This is a genomic window from Methylobacterium aquaticum (assembly GCF_016804325.1).
Taxonomy (GTDB): Bacteria; Pseudomonadota; Alphaproteobacteria; order Rhizobiales; family Beijerinckiaceae; genus Methylobacterium; species Methylobacterium aquaticum_C.
Window position 1 is genome coordinate 23,685 of sequence record NZ_CP043628.1, and the last position, 20,199, is coordinate 43,883.

General features: G+C 64.8%; 14 protein-coding genes and 2 pseudogenes. 2 read left to right on the plus strand and 14 right to left on the minus strand.

Annotated elements, in window-relative coordinates:
- Positions 1-13: 13 nt before the first annotated feature.
- Genes F1D61_RS32490 through F1D61_RS32505 form a run of 4 tightly spaced genes read right to left on the minus strand, consistent with a single transcriptional unit; the run spans position 14 to position 4,220 of the window.
- A complete protein-coding gene (locus F1D61_RS32490; protein ID WP_052517025.1) occupies positions 14-694 on the minus strand; it encodes a cytochrome c biogenesis CcdA family protein in 681 nt (226 codons plus the stop codon).
- Positions 691-1,038, minus strand: a complete 348-nt coding sequence (locus tag F1D61_RS32495; protein ID WP_099957663.1) for a heavy-metal-associated domain-containing protein — start codon at positions 1,036-1,038, stop codon at positions 691-693. The genes F1D61_RS32490 and F1D61_RS32495 overlap by 4 nt, the downstream gene beginning before the upstream one ends.
- A gap of 14 nt (positions 1,039-1,052) precedes the next feature.
- Complete coding sequence (locus F1D61_RS32500) at positions 1,053-3,503, minus strand: heavy metal translocating P-type ATPase (protein WP_099957664.1); 2,451 nt, start codon at positions 3,501-3,503, stop codon at positions 1,053-1,055.
- 33 nt (positions 3,504-3,536) lie between these two features.
- Positions 3,537-4,220: a MerR family DNA-binding protein gene (locus F1D61_RS32505; RefSeq protein WP_236012845.1), complete on the minus strand. Its 684-nt coding sequence runs from the start codon at positions 4,218-4,220 to the stop codon at positions 3,537-3,539.
- Positions 4,221-4,513: 293 nt separating this feature from the next.
- Here F1D61_RS32505 and F1D61_RS32510 point away from each other — a divergent pair, with 293 nt between their 5' ends.
- The gene (locus F1D61_RS32510; protein WP_052517036.1) at positions 4,514-4,801 is read left to right on the plus strand and encodes a hypothetical protein; all 288 of its coding nucleotides are present in this window, start codon (positions 4,514-4,516) and stop codon (positions 4,799-4,801) included.
- A gap of 611 nt (positions 4,802-5,412) precedes the next feature.
- Here the strand turns inward: F1D61_RS32510 and F1D61_RS32515 are convergent.
- The 3 genes from F1D61_RS32515 to F1D61_RS32525 all read right to left on the minus strand — a co-directional run bounded on the left by F1D61_RS32515 (position 5,413) and on the right by F1D61_RS32525 (position 8,074).
- Entirely contained in the window at positions 5,413-7,074 is a 1,662-nt protein-coding gene (locus F1D61_RS32515; RefSeq protein ID WP_203159461.1) for an IS1182 family transposase, read from the minus strand.
- Between the two features lie 354 nt (positions 7,075-7,428).
- Positions 7,429-7,821: a type II toxin-antitoxin system VapC family toxin gene (locus F1D61_RS32520; protein WP_203159462.1), complete on the minus strand. Its 393-nt coding sequence runs from the start codon at positions 7,819-7,821 to the stop codon at positions 7,429-7,431.
- Positions 7,822-7,825: 4 nt separating this feature from the next.
- Positions 7,826-8,074, minus strand: coding sequence for an AbrB/MazE/SpoVT family DNA-binding domain-containing protein (locus F1D61_RS32525; RefSeq protein WP_203159463.1), 249 nt, complete (start codon positions 8,072-8,074; stop codon positions 7,826-7,828).
- Between the two features lie 190 nt (positions 8,075-8,264).
- On the opposite strand from F1D61_RS32525, the gene F1D61_RS32530 reads away from it, so the two are divergent.
- Positions 8,265-9,326 carry a tyrosine-type recombinase/integrase gene (locus F1D61_RS32530; RefSeq protein WP_203159464.1) on the plus strand — a complete coding sequence of 354 codons (1,062 nt, stop codon included), beginning with the start codon at positions 8,265-8,267 and terminating at the stop codon, positions 9,324-9,326.
- 62 nt (positions 9,327-9,388) lie between these two features.
- Here F1D61_RS32530 and F1D61_RS32535 read toward each other — a convergent pair.
- The 7 genes and pseudogenes from F1D61_RS32535 to F1D61_RS32565 form a co-directional block, all read right to left on the minus strand.
- Positions 9,389-9,682, minus strand: a pseudogene (locus F1D61_RS32535) (transposase); the annotation flags it as partial.
- 1,951 nt (positions 9,683-11,633) lie between these two features.
- Positions 11,634-12,869 carry a multidrug ABC transporter ATPase gene (locus F1D61_RS32540; protein WP_246776046.1) on the minus strand — a complete coding sequence of 412 codons (1,236 nt, stop codon included), beginning with the start codon at positions 12,867-12,869 and terminating at the stop codon, positions 11,634-11,636.
- Positions 12,870-12,961: 92 nt separating this feature from the next.
- Positions 12,962-13,696 carry a DUF4396 domain-containing protein gene (locus tag F1D61_RS32545; protein WP_203159466.1) on the minus strand — a complete coding sequence of 245 codons (735 nt, stop codon included), beginning with the start codon at positions 13,694-13,696 and terminating at the stop codon, positions 12,962-12,964.
- Positions 13,697-13,704: 8 nt separating this feature from the next.
- Positions 13,705-16,145: pseudogene (locus F1D61_RS32550) on the minus strand (heavy metal translocating P-type ATPase).
- A 58-nt stretch (positions 16,146-16,203) separates the two neighbouring features.
- Positions 16,204-16,638 (minus strand): CopM family metallochaperone, encoded by a 435-nt coding sequence (gene copM, locus F1D61_RS32555; RefSeq protein ID WP_203159468.1) that lies wholly within the window; start codon positions 16,636-16,638, stop codon positions 16,204-16,206.
- A gap of 26 nt (positions 16,639-16,664) precedes the next feature.
- Positions 16,665-17,030, minus strand: coding sequence for a hypothetical protein (locus tag F1D61_RS32560; protein ID WP_203159470.1), 366 nt, complete (start codon positions 17,028-17,030; stop codon positions 16,665-16,667).
- Positions 17,031-17,049: 19 nt separating this feature from the next.
- A complete protein-coding gene (locus F1D61_RS32565) occupies positions 17,050-20,199 on the minus strand; it encodes an efflux RND transporter permease subunit (protein WP_203159472.1) in 3,150 nt (1,049 codons plus the stop codon).

A 20,199-nucleotide genomic window follows, 5' to 3' on the forward strand; every position in this document is an offset into this window, starting at 1 on the left:
TGACTTCCAAGGTTCAGACAAGGTCCGCGTAGACCTGGGCGTAGTAGGCGCCGACCATGAGAAGGGCCCCGCCGCTGAAGATTTGCAGGGTCCGGCCCCATAGGCCGAGGCGCGCCAGCCGCGTGACGGCCCCTCCGGCCACCCCAGCGGCCAGGAACGGCAGACCCCGGCCGAGGCCGAACACGAAGGCGAGCAGGATGCCCCGTCCCAGGTCCCCGTCAGACGCGGCGACCGTAAGCAGGAGAAGCAGGGGCGCCACCGAGGTGCCGACGCTGAACACCAGCCCGTAGGCGAAGGCGCCGAAGAGGCCGGGCCGGCGCCAGGCGGTGAGACCGTCGATGCGCATCCGGGGCCACAGGAACGCCAGCAGCGCCGACGCGAACGAGAGGAGGGCCATGAAGAGGGCCCAACCCCTGCCGAACGCCTCGGTGGCCAGGGCGCCGAGATGGCCCGCCACCGCTCCGAGAACGGCGAGGCTCAGGACGATTCCGGCGAAGAAGGCTCCGGCGACCTGAAGCCCTGAGCGTCGCGATCCGGCCTCGGAGGCGCTCGCCACGCTGGCGAGGCCGAGCCCCACCGGTAGCGTGCAGGGGCAGACCGCGCTGGCCAGGAGCCCCGCCAGGAAGGTGACCCACAGCGCCGCGGGTCCGCCAACGCCGGACGCGAGCGGCTGGATCAGTCCTTCGAGCGTCACGGTTCGAGAACCGGAGTGCCGGGCTTATAGCCGAGGCCGACGATGGCGGTGCTCACCCGGCCGAGGAGAAAGACCTTTCCGGACGCGTAGGTTACGCGGAGCGAACGGTGGACGAAGTCGATCTCGGCGTCGGTGACCCCGTCGACCTTCCTGACGGCCTTCTTGATGGAGGCGGCACAGGAAAGGCAGACCATTCCTTCGACCGGGATGGTCGCGACCTTTAGGCCGGTGGCCCGCACCGACATGGGCGGCGGATCCTCGACGGCTTGCGCCAGGTTTGCCGTCACGAGCGACATCAAGGCGGCGGAGAGCGCAGCGGCCACGCCCGAACGCTGGTTTTTCATCGAGTGAGCTCCTCTCAGGTCAGGTTGCTGCGTGACGCCTCGGGCACGTGACCGACGTTCATGATCGCGCCGAGGAAGAGGCCCGGTTGTCCCCAAAGCGAGTTGAGGAAGATCGCGGTGACGCTGACAGCCATGGCGACCATCGCCCAGATCGGGTTGACCAGGCCGGTGGCGGCCACCGGGATGCCGATCCCGTTGAAGGCGAAGGCCAGCCAGACGTTCTGGAGCATCTTGGCGTAGCTGCGGCGGCTGATCCGGCGAGCGACCGGTAGGGCTGCAAGGCGGTTCGACAGGATGATGATGTCGGCGGCCTCGATGGCGATCTCCGTGCCGCCGCCCATGGCGATGCCGACGTTGGCCTGCATCAGCGCAGGGGCGTCGTTGATGCCGTCGCCGACCATCGCGACCTTGCCCAAGACCTGGAACCCACGAACGATCTCGGCCTTGCCGTCGGGCAGCACCCCGGCATGGACCTCGTCGATGCCCGCTTCTGCGGCGATCCGACGTGCGGCCCGCTCGTTGTCTCCGGTGAGGAGAACCGTCCGCAGGCTCTCCTTGCGCAGGGCCGCGATGGCCTGCACGGCATCGGCGCGTAGCCTGTCGTCGAGGGCAAGCAGGCCGAGTAGGCGCCCGCCGCGTCCCACCACGATGACGGTGCGCCCAGCCTCTTCCAGGGCACCGATGCGGAGCCGGGCGAACGAGAGGTCGATACCTTCGCCGGAAAGGAAGGCGGGGCTGCCGACCAGCACGTCGCCATCCCCGATCCGGGCTACGACCCCCTTGCCCGGAATAGCCTCGAACGCGTCGACCTCCGGAGGCACGGCACCGTGCCCAAAGGCGGCCTTGACCACGGCTTGGGCTAACGGGTGCTCGGAGGAGGCTTCGGCCGCGGCGGCGAGGGCCACGAGCTCGGCCTCGGTGCCTGCAAACGCCTCAACCTCGCGAACCACGGGCCGGCCCTGGGTTAGGGTCCCGGTCTTGTCGAGCACGATGGTGTCGACGAGGCGGTAGCCCTGGAAGGCCTCGCCCGTCCGCATCAGGATGCCGTGCCCAGCGGCCTCTCCGGCACCCCGCACGATGGAGAGCGGGGCCGAGATGCCGACCGCGCACGGGTATCCCATCACCAGGACGCTGAGGCCCGCGAACACGGCCCGCGCGATGTCTGCCTCACCACCGAGGAGCCAGGTGCCGGTAAGCCAACCCGTGAAGGCGAGTGCGGCCACCATGAGCACGGCCGGGGTGTAGACCTGCAGCACCCGGTCGACGAGATGGAGCAGGCCGGGCTTGAGGGCGCGGGCGTCCTCGACCTCGCGGATGACCTTCTGCAGGAAGCTCCCGGCCCCGACCGCCGTCACGCGAACCAGCAGGGTGCCGGTGCCGTTGATCGAGCCGCCGATGACAGCGTCGCCTTCGGTGCGTTCGACCGGGATGGGCTCGCCGGTCACGAGGGCCTGGTCGACGGCGGAGCGCCCAGAGGCAACTGTGCCGTCGACGGGTACACGCTCCCCGGGGCGGATGCGGACGAGGTCGCCAACCGTCACCGCTTCCAGCGGAAGGTTCTGCTCCAGGCCGTCTCGGACCACGCGGGCAGTCTCGGGTTGTAGGTCCAGGAGGCGCTTGACGGCTTGCGAGCTGCGCGTCTTGACGATGAGCGACAGCCACTCCGAAAAGATGTGGTAGGTCACGACCATCACCGTGACAGCGAAGAACGGGGCCGTCGGGTAGCCCGGCTGGTCGAGTACGAGCCCGATCACGCCGCCGGCCATGCCCGCGAAGGCGCCGATCTCCAGCAGGGCATGCTGATTGAGGATGCCCCGGCGCAGGGCCTGGAAGGCCATGTGCAGGATGTGGCGCCCGACCCCGAAGACGAGGATCACGGCTAGCGCCGCGACGAGCCAGGGTGCAGACCTAGTGAGGTAGCCCTGCAGGTTCAGGTAGAGCAGGCCCAGCGCCAGCGCGGTCAATCCGGCGGTGCTGGCGACGGCAGCCACGAGGCTCGTCTTCTTCAGGACGAGGAACACCATCGCGCCGAGGCTGATGCAAACCAGAGCGGGCAGGTAGCCGATCCAGCCGAGTGTCGGATCCGCGATGATGGGGATGGAGGCGACGCTCAGGGAGACCGCGACTACGAAGCGGCGGCTCTCACGGACGAGGTCCTGCTCCTCCTCCTCGTAGGGCCGGACCTTACGCGGGTCCGAGATCGTGTAGCCGATGTCGCGCAGGATCCCGAGCAACGCCGCAGGGCGGGCGACGGCCGGATCGTACTCGACGAGCGCCTGCTCGTGCGTCAGGCTGACGGCGACGTGGTCGACGCCGCGCTGGCTGCCGAGCGCCTTCTCGATGGTGCCTGTGCAGAGCGAGCAGTGCAGGCCGCCGATCCTGGCGCGGATGCGGGCTCGGTCGGGCCGGCTGGCCGGTTCCTCGCTCCAAAGCGGCGGTTCCAGATCGAGCATCGCTGAGGCCATCGGGTTGTCTCCAGACCACGTCGGATGAGCAGATCAGGCCGGGTCGCGCGCCACGACGCGAAAGCCGCGCTTCTCGATCAGCGCGACGAGGCGGTCCTCGCTGGTGGTCGCGGGGTCGTAGAGAACGCGGGCGCGTCCCTCCTCGAACGAGACGTCGACGCTGCGGACGCCGGCATGGGCGTCCAGCAGCGAGCCGACCGAGGCGGCGCAGGACGCGCATCGCAGGCCCACGACCTTCAGGGTGACGGTCTTCATGGTGGTGTCCTCTCTCGGTTCGTCGCATCCGCACGGCACTGGTCCGTGCTTCGGATCTTCCAGGGCTTCCAGGATGGTGCATCCCTCCAGGCCGCCGTGCCCGGGGCAGGAGGCGACGACCGCCTCCAATGCTGCGCGGACCCGCAGCAGCTCGGCGATCCTCTCGTCCACCACGGCGATCTTATGCTCGGCCTGGGCGCGCACCTCCGCGCAGTCGGCGTTCGGGTTGGCGCGCAGGGCCAGGAGCTCCCGCGTCTCCTTCAGGGAGAACCCGATCCCCTGGGCCTGCCGTATGAAGCGGATGCGGGCGACCACCTCAGGTGCGTAAGTCCGGTATCCGGCCCCCTTGGCTGGCTGCTCGATCAAGCCCTTACGCTCGTAGAAGCGGATGGTCTCTACGCCTACGCCGGCGTCCCGGGCCGCTTTCCCAATGGTTAGATCCCTCATCGCCGTTCCCGTCATCGTAACCACTCCATCACCCTACGGTCCGTACCATGGTACAGAGTCAAGGGGCTTTCAGAGGGCGATGGCGTCTGTTGGTGCGGGATTACTTGCTCAAGGACCGGAACGACACCGCGTCAGTTTCGGGTATAGTTTCAGAGGTGCCCAAATGCATTTCAAGGAAGTCAGCACACATGCTACGACGAGGGGAAGCAGTACGGCACCCACGTCGACGACGCCTTGATGCAGGGTATGCGCACCGACGTGTCCTTCACGCTCTTCCTGGCCGAGCCCGAGAGCTACGTAGGGGCGAGTTGGTCATCGAGACGAGCGCTGGCGAGCAGCCCTTCAAGCTATCGGCCGTCTCGATGGTGATCTACCCTTCGACCACCCTGCACCGCGTCGCGCCGGTCGAGAGTGGGATGCGGGTTGCGGCGGTGGGCTGGGCGCGTAGCTACGTGCGCAGTGCGGAGAACCGCGAGATCTTGTTCGACCTGGAAACGTTGCGCCGCGATCTGTTCACCCGAGAGGGCAAGACGGGTGCCTTCGACTTTCTCTCGAAGTGCAGCGCCAACCTGCTGCGTCTTTGGGCGGAAGACTGAGACGTTTTGAGCGGGTGTAGGTGGAGTTCGCGAGGAATGACCATGACAACATCCGAGCCCCTACACCTTGGAGTAAAGGGCAAGCAGGTGTGAAAGTCAGGACTTGATCTGTCGGACAGTGTCAGGTTGAGGCGCGATCGAGGGGAGAGTAGTGCCCCTACTGCAAGCCATTTTCGGCCCGAAAACCTCTGGCTTGGTTCGGTCAGGCGGTCGGGCCGCGAAGCCGCGAAGCCGCGAAGCGGTGCGCCGCAGGCGCAGGGCTTGAGGGCGTGACCGCACGCCAAGCCATTCTCGGTCGGGCTGAAGGGAAGTGAAGCTGACACTGTCTGTCTAATCAAGTCCAGGTTTTTACAAACCTCGTCGGGGGTCTCGCGATGCTTATATCCAGCGTAGTTGCCGGTGCAGTCTGGGACTCGTACGAGCCCACCATGACCTTCCTTGCCGGAGCCGGATTTACGATCCTGTCCCTCATCGGGCTGATGCGTGTTCAGCGTCGGCTCGTTAGGCCCATCTAAACGGCGATCCCATTATGCTTGACCGCATAGAACGTTCCAAATCCCACTGCCGCGCATGTAGATAAATCGATCGGACACTGTTGGCGAACTCGACAGCTAAGCTGTGAGTGCCTTGAAGCGTGAGGTGCGTGTGGGGGCCAGCGGCCGCAGCGCGAACCAAGCGGCCAGCCGATCCAGGTTGAGAGCGGCCGCCGTCGCCACACTCTGGAGGGTCGTCTTGGCCAGCCCCCGGTAGCGCGCCCGGCGTAGGCCGAAGCGGCGCACGCCCTGCGAGATTGTCGCCTCGATGCCTTGCCTCTGCCCGTAGAGCCGCCGCCCCTCATCGCTCTCCAGACGCTCTCGCGCACCTGCCAGGGCCTCATGCTCAGCGCGCGGATGCAGGCTCAGCCGGCGGCTTCCCGCCCGGGTGCAGCGCGGTTTGGCGGAACACACCCGGCAGACGGCAGGGCTGAAGCCCGCGCGGATGAACGGCCGTCCGCTCGCCTTGTCGCGGTAGGCGCGCCAGCTCGTGCTCTCACGGCCCTCGGGGCACCTTACGCGCTGGCGCTCCCAGTCGACCGCGAAATCGGTGACGTGGAATGCCCCTTCCTCCCTCGTCTGCCATCCCTGCTTCGGCCGGGCGGGGCCGATCAGGATGACGCCGTGCCGCTCGCGTGCCGCAACCAGGTGCTCAGCGCTGACGTAGGCCGCATCGACCAGGTGCTCGGAGGGGATCAGATCCAGGCCTGCCAGGCCGGTATGGATCGCGCCGGTGCGCATCGCTTCGTGCACGTTGGCCGGTGTGGTGTCGGTGTGAACGACCAGCCGAGGCAGGTCGGGGTCGCAGGTCTCGGTCAGATGGACCATGTAGCCGGTCCACTCCGTTCCAGACTTGGCCCGGAACCGGGCCTCGACGTCGTAGGGCGACTCGATCCGGTCGCCGGGCCCACGTCCCTGCACCGGGCGCAGCCGAACGCTGTCGCCGGTGGGCGGACTGCCCTCCCATTCGCGCGCGAAGTGCCGTGCCCACACCCGGCGCAGCACGGCCACCGCTGGCGCAGCGACCGCGAGGGGTGGGGCGCCCGCACCATCCATCGCGTCGAGCAGGCGATAGCCGTCGGCTCCGACCTGGAGCACAAACGCCTCGCGCTTGGGGCCGGTCTCCGGCAGGCGCGCGTCTTCGATGCGGCGGTCGTAGCGCTCGTACCACTCGGGCGGGGCGAGGCTGCGCAGCCAGTCAGGAGCGAGGGTCGCGACGGTATTGAGCGCCGCCCGCAGCGTCTCGGCCAGCAGTTCGACGCGGTTGAGGTCGCGCACTGCGGCCAACACGTGGGTGCTGTCGGTCCGTTGACGCCCGCGCGCCTTGAGCACGCCCTGGTCGCGCGCGGTGTCGAGGATGCATGTCAGTAGCCGTTCTGCTGCCTCGTGCTGCAGCAGTCGGCCGCGAAACTCACACAGAACGCTGTAGTCGAAGCCGGGATCGGCTAGATCCAGACCCAGCAGGTACTTCCAGTCAATCCGCGCCCGAACCGCGTCGGCAGCCTGACGATCGCTGAGGCCTTCGCGGAACTGCAAGAGGGTGACGAGGGCCAAGCGCCAGGGTGCGTAAGCCGGCTGGCCGCGGGCGGGGTAGAGGTCAGCGAACTCGGCATCAGCGAAGATCGGGCCGAGCCGCGTGCGCAGCAGCAGGTAGGGATTGCCACGCCGGAATGCCGTTTGAGCGACGCGGGCGGTATCCTCTGGCACGGGTGGTAGCGAGAGTTGGGGTCGGAGCGACATAGGCGGCCTCCGAGCGGGATGGCCAGCCTACACCCTCCCGCCCGTTCCCGGAATTCGCCAACAGTGTCCGACAATTTTCCTTACAGTGCAGGTTTGGGTAGGCTGATGCGTTCGACACGCGATCAAAACGCGATTGCCGATGTCAGGGCAGTGTGTCGTAAATTAAAATGTCATAACCGATCGTAAGTAGACATTTCGGATATAGATTGCGGGTGTCGGATTAAGATCAGCTGCGTAGACTGATCATGTGCACTCGAAATATCCGAGCGGGGTCGACAAGCGTCACCACATGGCAATAATAATTAGACCTAGAACAAGAAATACGGCCAATATTTTTAGTCGACCGCGCTTTCATCAGCGTACCAGCTCGACCGTCACGCCGACGGCTTCGTCCAGCTTCGCCCAGGCCTGGTCCGCCGTCAGGGCGGTGAGGCCCTTCGATTTCGCCAGCGCTAGGCAGGCGCGGTCGCCGAATGAGAGGCCTGCCTGGCGCGTCGCCTGCCGCAGTGCGCCGCCGTCGACAGCCTGCGCGCGATCGAAGTCGACCACCGTGAGGTGCAGGTGCTCGAGCGCCCGGCTGATCGACGCGACGACAGCACCGCGCTCCACAAGCTTGGCAACCACCTCCGAGTAGTTGACCGCGGAGATGGCCGCTTCGGCCAGCGCGGAACGGACGCGATCCTGTCCCTCTTCCTGGTTGAGGAGGCAGAGCAGGGCCGAGGCGTCCAAAGCGTATCTCATGGCCATGGTCCTACTCTTTGGCCGCTTCGGCACGCCGGTCAGCGATCAGCTCATCGGACAAGCAGACACCCTCTGGAACCAGGCCGCGAACGAGCTTCTGGATCTCGGCAATGGCAGCATCGCGCGATCGGACCCGAAGCTCGCCATCTACCATTTCCATGACAACGGTATCGCCGACCTGAAGCCCCATCTCCCGTCGGAAGCTGGCAGGGATCACGAGCTTCCCCCCATCGACGATTTTGGATGCGCGCGACTCCATGGCGTTCCTCTTTGGTTGAGTACCAGATGGATGTTTATACCAGGCGCGCTGCCAGCGCCAGGTTTTCGGACCCAGTCGCCTTCTCGGCCCAAAACGGAACACCGTTCTGAGTTGCTTGATTGTGACCGATAACACCATCTATCGGTCACAATTAGTAGATCGTTAAGGCCCGGCCGGGTAGGCTCCGCCCATGGACCTCGATCGCGCCGACCCGACCCCGGAACCCACCCACGAGGCGCCAGCCCTGCCGGTCCCGCTCCCCGCAGGCCTCCCGCCCGCCAACGAGATCCTGATCGAGCGGTTGGAGGGCTACGCCCGCGCCGCACGCGGTGCCTTCGCCGACAACACGGTCCGGGCCTTCGCCGCCGACAGCCGGATCTTCGCCGCCTGGTGCCGGGAAAACGACCGGACGATGCTGCCGGCGACCCCGGAGACGATCGCCGCCTTCATCGACGCCCAGGCCGACATCAAGTCCCGCGCGACGGTCGAGCGCTACCGCTCATCCATCGCCGCGCTGCACCGGGCCGCGGGCCTGCACAACCCATGCGCCGACGAGATCGTCCGGCTCGCGATCAAACGCATGAACCGGACCAAGGGCCGGCGCCAGAAACAGGCCGAACCGCTCAACCGCACCAGCATCGACCGCATGCTCGCCGCGAAAACCACCGAGCGCCTGCACCGGCGCGTAGCAGAGGGTGAGCAAGGGGCTCCACTGATCGCGCTCCGCAACACCGCCCTGGTGGCGGTCGCCTACGATACGCTCTTGCGCCGCTCCGAACTCGTGTCCCTGGAGATCGGAGACTTGGAACGCGGCGCCGACGGCTCCGGCACGATCCTCGTGCGGCGATCCAAGGCCGACCAGGAGGGCGAAGGCGCGATCAAGTACCTGGCGCCCGACACCATGGCGCATGTCGAGGCGTGGCTCACCGCGGCTGGGTTGGAGAGCGGGCCGCTGTTCCGGCCGTTGACCAAGGGCGGCAAGGTCGGGGCGAGCGCGCTCGGGGACAGGGACGTGGCGCGGGTATTCCGCAATCTTGCTGCGGCGGCCGGGCTGAAGCTCACGCGTCTCCCCTCTGGGCATTCGACCCGGGTCGGGGCGACGCAGGACATGTTCGCGGCAGGCTTCGAGCTGCTCGAGGTTATGCAGGCCGGCTCGTGGAAGACACCCGCGATGCCAGCGCGCTACGGAGAGCGGCTTAGAGCGCAGCGTGGCGCGGCACGGAAGCTTGCGACACTGCAAAACAGAGCTTGAACAAAAAGTCTATCCTTGTATGCCATCAGTAAATTGATATAATTAGGTTATATCGTTCAATGCACCGCAAAGCCTGTCTGTCCGTCCCCGGGCTCGACGATCTCGACGGTGAGGGCGGTGGCAGTGCCGACGCGTCCTCCTCGGTAGGTGCGCTCGGCAAAGCAGTGGGCGAGGAACTGCCACAACTTGCGTGGGGCGCGCAAAGGCGGAAAGTCGAGCGGCAGGTGACGCCAGGCGCAGCCGGTGCGCAGGACATAGAGGATGCCGTCGAGCACGGCCCATCCAGCATCGCTCAGGCAGGTTGCATACGGCAGGGGTTCGCGCGCAAGCTCGGCGCGCGCGGCGGGCGTCCGCATTGGGGCTCTCGGGTTGAGCGTAAGACACTCATCCAACGCCCGCGACGCCTGCCGCTCACCCAACCCTCAAGCTCAGCAGCCTGGTAAGAAATGGGGTTTCAAAACAATACTTAAGAAGATGGCAGACAATATAGCAGCTATTTTTTTGATTGAATCACGCGCGAGGACCTGAAAGAAGTAGATACTCGCACGTTGCAGTTATAAAAATAAATGTTATGCCGGTCGACGGCTGTTGATCTTGCCGCGACGAGAAACGCCCAGCCCCTTGCGGGCATCACACTTGATGCCGTGACTGTGCCAACCATCCATGGGAGCCTGTTGCCAGCCGCGGTGGCAACCATGCGCCGCGGCGGGGCCCATCCATAGAGCTGTCAGTAGTCCGATCGAAACAGCTAGAGTGCGCATGTGGCAAGATCCTTTCAGATGAAGGAGATACGGCGTCAGAACCGACCGGCCAAGGTCCGCCGAACGGCAGTGGTTCACCCGGGTGGAAGTGCCGGTCGGCGACACCAGCGCTGTCTTCGCCCGGCAGGCTTGGTACGTAGTTATAGGTGTTCCGACCCGCCTTGACGATAGTTGAGTTCAGAGCGTCAAATGAGAGCCTGACTCCATCAACAAAGTTGAAGCCGACCTAGCTATCGGGGAATACGGCGAACTTTGAGCGCACTGATCTGCCCTCGATCCGCGGTCAGAAGCCAATGTAGCGGAAACGTAGGCTCGCGATCTAGCTCGGGCACTCATCGGAAATGCTGCCGGGCGCGGCAACATTGGTTGTTGTATCTGTCACCGATACGAAAATCTTAAGTAAAATGTTTGATATCCAGGGAATGAAATTTAGTATGATACAATGTTTTTTGGTTTTATATTGCTGTATTTTATTTATAAAATCATATAATAAAGCGATATCATTACAATAGTAAATATTATACCACATACAATATTAAGAAAATCCCTATTTGCACTTTCTAGAACTTGACTACGAACGCGTCGACGCCCTTTGGGAGAATGCTGTGTGGGATAATGCTGACGCGCGAGTTTCTTGCTGGACATGGAATTTTTTATCGACGCCTGAGAGACTTATGACGCAGATTTCCTATTCTAGATCAGAACGGTTGTGTGGCGAATGTTATGATGAGCATTCATGGCACAACAAACCGATCAAACCAAATAAGAGGTGGATGCTCGATCATTCGTATCGGCGTAGCAAAGGATGACTTAAAAGATCAAATTCGATGTCTGTATATGTTCTAATATTCCCAAGTTGGTTACCCGCTGACAACGTTCCTCTAGCTCACGACTTAGAAATTGTAATTCATCTGGCTATCGTAACTACAAGCATGCAGAAACCTCCTTTTTGTAAATTCGAGATGCGACCCGATCAAACTAGTAGGTAGATCGCCGCAACTGTGAAAGCGATAATCAAAACGCACTTCCAGAATGGAAAGCGTCTCTTCCGCCTTTCTTCTGTTTCATAGTCGTACCATAGTGGATCATCTTGGTGTGTCATGACGGTATTCCTCAGTGTAGCTCGGCCGGAACGTAACGCTCCCGCTCTTGGTGTCAGGTGTCAGCGGTAAAGCACGAGAAGCGCCTTAGCACTTGGGTGGCGACAGGTTGCTGCATGCTCGCCATCCGAAGCTGGCTGCCTGGAATTCGACTTCGACGCGTGGCGCGCCCTGCGGATGACCAGTGACGAGCGGCATAAGGCGAGTCTGGTGCAGTGTGCTGATCCATGACAGCGATCAAGCGGGCATTTACTCGAAGCTGAGAATGCCCCCCGAACTGGTTCTCGATTAGCATTCTGATTTGCGGCCTTCGTTTCTAGATGGATATGTAATGGTCCTACAAATCCGAGATTGTTCAAGGATTTCATCATGTGGCAGAAGCTAAAAATCCTCCATATATATCTGGTATGATGCATATTTATGTATTTGATATTGTTTTTATTCGCTTAATACATGGCCAAAGATGTTCGATTTGGCATGAGGTGGCGGACGGGCACCTCGGTGGTCTGTGAGGTTGCTGACGCAGATTGCTCAAGCACCTGCGTGACCTCATCGTAGCGTGCCCTGGCATCCGACCAGTTCTGCGCGAAGTCGAATAATTCCCGCAAGGCCGGTGCGATCTCCTTATACGCCGCCAGTGCTGCGACAAGGGCTCCCAGCGAGAGCCGACCTTGGATTACCAGATATCCACCGATCGAGAACAGGAAGAATGGCGTTAAGTTTGAGGTAAAATTGTACAGTCCCTTCAATCGACCTTTGAAATCGGCGATATCAATACGCACCATCTCTAGTTTTTCAACTTGAGATATTTGTTGATTTAGGGTCGAAGTTTGTCCAACATTCCGCTGTGACGACGTGGTCAAGAGACTGCCGAGCGCCCGGGTTGCATGCACTCGCTCGCGTACCTTGCCGTTTAAGCGCCGCTGAAGGCGCGGCAAGATGCTGAGCTGCACCGGCAGCATCACCAGCGCCGCTAAAGCCAGGGCAGCGTTCTGGAGGAGCAGGAAGAGGACGCTGGTGAGAAGCGTGCCGCCCTGAACGAGCGGCACAGCTACCAGGCTGGCGCCGAAGTAGCCGACCGGCTCAACCTCCTGCACCGCCACCGCCGAGAGCGCAGCCCGGCGCTCGGGCGAGCGCTCCGAGCGTGTCCGGCGGACGACCGCGAGGCGCAGCCGGCGCACGAGACGCTCGTTCAGGCGTCCACGTGCCCAGGTAACTGCATATTTCGCTAATCCGCCCAGCATGAGAACGGCGAGATAGCTCGCGCACAGCGCGAACAACAGCTCGACGCGCCCGAGATCAAAGCCCAGGAACATCATCCTGGATGTGCGGCCGCCCTCAGCGTCTGCGAGGGCGTGGTTGATGATGTGCTTCGGAATTTCTAGAAGAAGCCAAGCCGCCGGCAAGGTCAGGAGCGAGAGTAGGACAAGGCGGTACTGGTAGCGCAGTGTCGCACGAATGATGTAGCGCTCAAAGTGCCACCCCACTGGAGTTTCTGCGTCTTGACGCTGGTGCCACCTTACTAACCAGCGCCAGCCGAGCCGGAGCGCCAACGATCCCGTCCAGACCGGTGCCACGATCAGAACCAGGAGCGACACGAGCTCGATCCACCAGTGTCCGTGGGGCTGGTCCAACCCCGCGACGCGGTGGATGAGGTCATGCACGAAGGCGGGCGTGAACAACAGAAGCTCCAGAGTAGGGGAAGACAGGCGGAAGGCTGTTCAGTGCGCTCGATCCCGCCAAGGACGGCGGGGAGGATGCGCCGGGTTCCGACTTACATCCGCTCCTTGATGCCGGAACTGACGAGCCAACAGTTCACCGGGTAGCTAGTCAGGAACCCTGCGACCATGGCGACCTGCATGGCGAACCAGAACTCGACGGAGTTTACCGGCGCCTGCTGCCCAGCCACGTGCGGGTAGAGCCGGAATTGAACCAGCGCCATGAGGCCGTACATGCCGATCTGCCAGGCGATAAGCGACAGTGTGTCCGCTTTGAGGGCTGCGACGAAACCCTTGCCAGGTGACAGTCCTCGCATTGGCACGATGGCATAATATTGGAACGCGATCCCAAGCCCGTAGGCAAAAACGAAGTCCAGAACCCACACGGCGTACATCTTCTCATCGAAGATCGAGTGCCAGCCGAACCAGACCGCCACCACGGGCACCAGGAAGGCAAGCCACTCGGCGGCAACATCACCGAGCATGCAGCCGCTGCCGCAATGGAGTGCGCCCTTGCCGACCATCACAGGAAACGGTGTGCCGGTCATGTTCGGCGGCTTCTCGCCCCGCTCCTTGGCGTGGTGATGCGCCTCCATCGTCGCGAGCCGGCCGTAGCGGTAGTAGGCCCAGACCACGGCGAGCGTGCCGAACAGCGCGCTGACCGGCCAGACCACGTTCATAATGGTCATGTGCTGGGGGTGCCGGATCACCTGCACTGAAAGTAACAACGAGCAGGCGGCACCCAGCAGCAGTGCGCTGATCGAGAGGGCATGGAGCCAGGTCGGGAACATGCGTGCTCCTATCGGGTCGACGCGGGGTCGAGGTTCGCTGCGCGTAGGCGCAGAGCGTTGCCGATCACGCTGACCGAGGAGAGCGCCATGGCTGCCGCCGCGATGACCGGCGAGAGCAGAATGCCGAGAAACGGGTAGAGGATGCCCGCCGCCACCGGAACGCCGGCCGCGTTGTAGATGAAGGCAAAGAACAGGTTCTGGCGGATGTTTCCCATCACCGCTCGCGAGAGCCGCCGTGCCCGAACGATGCCTAGAAGGTCGCCCTTGAGCAAAGTCAGGCCCGCGCTTTCAATGGCCACGTCCGTGCCCGTACCCATCGCGATGCCAACGTCCGCTGCCGCGAGTGCGGGCGCGTCGTTCACGCCATCGCCGGCCATCGCGACTACCTGCCCGGTCCCCTTGTAGCGCTCGACCACGGCCGCCTTCTGGTCGGGCAGCACCTCCGCTTCGACTTCCTCGATACCGAGCCGGCGCGCCACTGCCTCGGCCGTGGTACGGTTGTCGCCGGTGAGCATGACGACCCGGATGCCCTCTGCTCGAAGCGCCACCAGCGCCTCGGGCGTCGTCGCCTTGATAGGGTCGGCGATGGCAAGGACGCCAGCCACGCGCCCGTCGACGCCCGCGAAGATCGCGGTGGCGCCCTCGCGCCGGAGGTTGTCGGCCTCGGCCGCATGGGTCGAGACGTCCACGCCCTGCTCGCGCAGGAAGGCGGCGTTGCCGAGCGCGACGCGCCGGCCATCAACCGTGCCGAGGGCCCCTTGCCGGTTGGGCTGTCGAAATCTGACACGGGAGCCAGGGCGATCCCGCGCTCCCCGGCTGCCTTCACGATGGCGAGCGCGAGCGGGTGCTCGCTCGCGCGTTCGACGCTCGCCGAAAGACGCAGTACCGTGTCCTCGTCGAAACCGGCCGCCGGCACCACCCGCGTCACTGCCGGCTTGCCCTCGGTCAGCGTCCCGGTCTTGTCGATCACCAGCGTGGTGACCTTCTCCATGCGCTCCAGCGCCTCTGCATTCTTGACGAGGACGCCGGCGTGGGCGCCCCGGCCGACACCGACCATGATGGACATCGGCGTGGCGAGCCCGAGCGCGCAGGGGCAGGCGATGATCATCACCGCGACAGCCGCCAGCAGCGCGAAGGTGAAGCGTGGCTCCGGCCCGACGGCCATCCAAGCGGCAAAGGCCAACGCCGCGACGCCGATGACCGCCGGCACGAACCAGCCGGCAACCTGGTCGGCCAGGCGCTGGATGGGTGCGCGCGAGCGCTGGGCCTCGGCCACCATCTGGACGATCCGGGCTAGCATGGTGTCGCGCCCGACCTTGGTTGCCTCGACGACGAGCCCACCGGCCTGGTTCAGGCTGCCGCCGATGACGGAGGCCCCGACCTCCTTGGTGACGGGCATGGATTCCCCTGTCACGAGGCTCTCGTCGACCGAGCTGCGGCCCTCCACGACGGAGCCGTCAACCGGTACCTTCTCGCCGGGGCGTACGCGCAGGCGGTCGCCGATCCCGATGGCGTCGAGTTGTACCTCCTCGTCCGTACCATCGGGCCGGATGCGGCGAGCCGTCTTCGGCGTGAGGTCGAGCAGCGCGCGGAGAGCGCCACCGGTGCCCTCGCGAGCGCGAAGCTCCAGGACCTGCCCGAGGAGCACCAGCACCGTGATGACGGCCGCCGCCTCGAAATAGGCTGGCACTGCCCCACCGTGCCCGCGCAAGGCCTCCGGGAACACTCCCGGGGCCGACGTCGCGACAACGCTGTATAGCCAGGCAACACCCGTTCCGAGTGCGACCAGCGTGAACATGTTCAGGTTGCGCGAGACGACTGAGTGGTAGCCGCGCACGAAGAAGGGCCAGCCAGCCCAGAGCACGACCGGGGTCGCCAAGGCGAACTGTATCCAGTTGGACGTCTGCTGGCCCAGGTGCTCCGTGAGGCCGAACAGGTGGCCGCCCATCTCCAACACGAACACCGGCAAGGTCAGGACCAGCCCGACCCAGAACCGACGCGTCATGTCGAGGAGTTCCTCGCTTGGGCCCTCGTTCGCGCCGACCAAGGCCGGTTCAAGCGCCATCCCGCAGATCGGACATGCCCCGGGGCCGACCTGGCGCACCTCGGGGTGCATGGGGCAGGTGTAGATCGTACCCTCAGGCACCGGGTCGACCTTCGCGACGGCCTGGCCGGGGTCGACGTAGCGGACGGGGCTCGCCTCGAACTTGGTCCGACAGCCGTTCGAGCAGAAGTAGTACGGATGGCCGTCATGCTCAGCCCGGTGCTTGGTCGTGTGCGGATCGACCATCATTCCGCAGACCGGGTCCTTCACGCGGTCGGCACCGTCCACGTTCGCAGCGGCCGCGCCATGCTTGCCTTGGCCATGCGCGTGCGCGCCGTGGTCATGGCCGCACGCGTGGGCGTGGCCCGCCGATGCCGCCTGGTGTCCATGTGGCGCGTCGCTCATGTCTGTTCCCTCCGTGCGGTTCCGCCGGGCCGAAAGCGACCCGGCGGCGTAGGGTGGATTACCGGCTGCCGTTCTTCTTCAGCCACGCCTCCATCTCGGAGATCTCCTTCTCCTGGTCGTCGATGATCTTCTGGGCCATCGCCTTGGTCTCAGGGTCCTTGGCGTGCTTTAGGGCGACCTTGGCCATGGCAACCGCGCCCTTGTGATGCGGGATCATGTGCGTGCGGAAATCGATGTCTGCGTTTCCGCTGTAGGGCACGTGCATGTCGTGCATCATCGTCATGTCGGCGGCCTTGAAGTCCTTGGTCGAGGCCGGATCCTTCGGATCCGGCTTCATCGACTGCATCATCTTCATCATCTCGTCGTCGTGGGTCGCGGCCGGGTTGCCCGGCATCTCATGGGTCCCGTGTGAGTGCGTGCCCTGGGCCAGGGCGGTGCCGACGAGGCTGCCGGACAGGAGGGCGACGAGGGCGATCGTGCGGATCTGGGTCATGGAACTTCCTCTCTCGGGGTTAGGGGTCAGTTGAACTTGCCGCTGGCGGTCGCGCCGTCCGGGCCAGTGAGCTGCACGGCGCCCTTCGGGCTGTCGCCGAGCGTGGCGGTCGCCTTGCCAGTGAGGCGGTTGCCGTCCGCCGGCTCCAGCGGCACGCGGGCCGGCTTGCCGCCGACAACGAGGATGGCCGTGCCCTTGAAGCCGGTGGCCGGGACTGGCTTCTGCTCGCCGTCGGACAGGAACACGTCGACGGTCTCGCCCTTGGCGACGAGCTCGACGTGGAACTTGCCGGCGTCCGTCACCCGGCCGCCGTGCTGGCCGGCGGTCTCGTGGGCACTCACGCCTGTCGCAGTCAGCAGGCCGACGACGAGGGTCAGTCTCGGTAGGATCACGCTGTTGCCTCCTCTGGGGTCAATAAGCCTCGGCCGAACGCGGTCGCGCGCCGTCCGGGGATGGGTAAGCCGGCGCATCGGCGTGGAGGGCGCGAAGCCGCTCGAGCGGCTTGCTGCCGAAGCGCAGGAACAGAACGGGGGTCAGGAAGGTGTCGAGCAACGTCGCGCTGATCAAACCGCCGAAGATCGTCACCGCGACCGGGTGCAGGATCTCCTTGCCTGGGCTCGCCGCGTCGTAGAGCAACGGCACCAGCGCCACGCCGGCCGACAACGCCGTCATCAGGACCGGGGTCAGCCGCTCCAGGCTGCCACGGATCACGAGGTCGGGCCCGAACGGCACCCCCTCGTGGAGCGACAGGTTCAGGTAGTGGCTGATCTTCAGGATGCCGTTGCGTGCTGCGATGCCGGTCAGCGTAATGAACCCGATCATCGACGCGACCGAGAGTGGCTGCCCGACCAGCCACAGAGCGGTCACCGAGCCGATCAGCGCCAGCGGCACGTTGCCCATGATGATGAGCGCCAGAGCGACCGAGCGGTAGCGGCTGTAGAGGATGGCGAACACCATGGCCAAGGATAGGGCCGAGAGCGCCGCGATGGTCCGGCTCGCCTCCTCCTGCGCCTGGAAGGTGCCCTCCAGGCTGGTGAAGAAGCCCGGCGGCATTGGCTCCTTCGCCACGGCCTCGCGGATGGCCGCCACGATGGTGGTCATGTCGCTCTCGCCGTTGGTGTTGGCCTGTACGACGATGCGACGCCGCGCGTTCTCGCGCAGGATCTGGTTCGGGCCGTCCGTCTCGCGGATATCGGCCACTTGGCGCGCCGGCACCCAGCCCGAGGGCGTTTCCAGCAGGAGGTCGCCGAGGCCAGTCGTCGTCCGCCGGTTCTCGGAGAGGCGCAGCACGACGTCGAAGCGGCGCACGCCGTCGACGACAGTCGAGACCACGCGCCCATTCGAGAGGCGGCTGATCTGCTCGACGACGGCGGCCGGCTGCACTCCGTAGAGGGCCGCCCGGGTGTAATCGACGCGTACCTCCAACTGCGGGATGCGCACCTGACGCTCGACCTGCAGGTCGACGAGGCCCGGGATCTTGGTCATTCGATCGCGCAAGGCGTTGGCCACCCGGCGCAGGGCATCGAGGTCCTCGCCGAACACCTTGAGCGCGATCTCGGCGCGCACGCCGGAGAGCATGTGGTCGAGCCGATGCGAGATGGGCTGGCCGACGTTGACCGCTACCGGCAGGGCCGCGAGGCGTCCGCGGATGTCGGCAACCAACGCCTCCTTCGGCCGCTTCTCGCCCTCGTCGAGTGCCACCTCGATCTCGGAGGAGTGAACGCCCTCGGCGTGCTCGTCGAGCTCGGCCCGGCCGGTTCGCCTGCCGACCGCCTTCACGCCCGGGATATCCAGCAGCAGCTTCTCGGCGATCAGTCCGACCCGATTGCTCTCAGCGAGCGAGATGCCCGGGTTGAAGGTCACGTTGACCGTAAAGGACCCTTCGTTGAAGGGCGGCAGGAAGGCGCGCGGCAGGTTCCAGGCGGCGATGCCCGCGCCGATCACTGCCATCGCGACGGTGCCCACCAGAAGGCCCTGATGCCGGAACGCAACCCGCAGCAGAGCGGCATTGCCTCGCTTGAGCAGCTTGAGAAAGCGGCTGTCGTGCTCCTCCAGGTTCTTGAGGCCCGGCAATAGCAGGGAGGCCAGCACTGGTGTCAGGGTAATGGAAGTGAGCAGGCTTGCCAGGATCGAAATGATGTAGGCCTGACCGAGTGGCGCGAAGAGCCGACCCTCGATGCCTGACAGCGCAAACAGTGGCACGAAAACCAGGATGATGATCAGCGTCGCGTAGACGATGCCGGAGCGAACCTCGTTCGAGGCCTCCACAACCACCTGGAACGTGCTCTTCGGGTTGCCTGCCCGCCGGTTCTCGCCGAGGCGTCTGTAGATGTTCTCCACGTCCACGACCGCGTCGTCGACGAGCTCGCCGATGGCGATGGCAAGGCCGCCGAGCGTCATGGTGTTGATGGACAGACCGAACAGGTGGAACACCACCGCGGTGGTCAGCACCGAGACCGGGATGGCCAAGAGCGAGATGGCGGTGGTGCGCACGTTCAGCAGGAACGCGAACAGCACCACCGCCACCACCAGCACGGCCTCGACGAGGACGCGCTCGACGTTACGGATGGAGGTCTCGATGAAGTCGGCCTGCCGGAACAGGACCTGGTCGGCCTTGATGCCACCGGGCAGGTTTGGGTTGAGCTCCTTCAGCGCCGTCTCGATGCTGCGGGTGAGGCGCACGGTGTCGACGTCGGGTTGCTTCTCGACCGAGACGATGACCGAAGGCTTGGCCATGTAGCCGGCATCGCCGCGCTTCACCCGGGCTGCGAAGGACACCTCGGCGACTTGCCGGAGGTGGACCGGCGTGTTGGCGACCGTCGCGACCACGAGGTTGCGCAGGTCGTCGAGGCTCATGGTCCGGCCGATGTTTCGGATCAGGTACTCGCGGGAATGCTGGTCGGTGAAGCCGCCGCCGGCGTTGGTCCCGAATTGCGCGAGCGCCGTCTCAAGCTGGGCGTTCGTCACCTCGAGCGAACGCATTGCCGCGGGGTTCGGGCTGACCCGGAACTGGCGCACCTCGCCCCCGATGGGGATGACCTGTGCCACGCCCGGGATGGTCAGCAGCCGCGGCCGGATGGTGAAGTCGGCGACCTCGCGAACCTGCATCGGGCTCGCGGTCTCGCTGGTGACCGCCACGAGTAGGATCTGACCCATGATGCTGGAGATCGGCCCCATCACCGGCGTGACGCCGCGGGGCAGCTGGTCCTGCACCAGGCTCAGGCGCTCGGCGACCTGCTGCCGGTTCCGGTAGATGTCCGTGCCCCAGTCGAACTCGACATAGGTGATGGACAGGCCGACGCCCGAGACGGAGCGCAAGCGAGTTACCCCCGGCAGGCCGTTCATCCGGGTTTCGATGGGGTAGGTGACGAGCTGCTCGACCTCCTGGGGCGCGTAGCCCTCCGCCTCCGTCATGATGGTGACGGTGGGCTTGTTGAGGTCGGGGAAGACATCGACCGGCAGCTTGGTGGCGGTGAAGGCGCCGTAGATTACCAGCACCGCGGCGAGCGCGAGGACGAGCAGGCGGTTGCGGACCGACTGGCTGACGAGGAAGGTGAACAT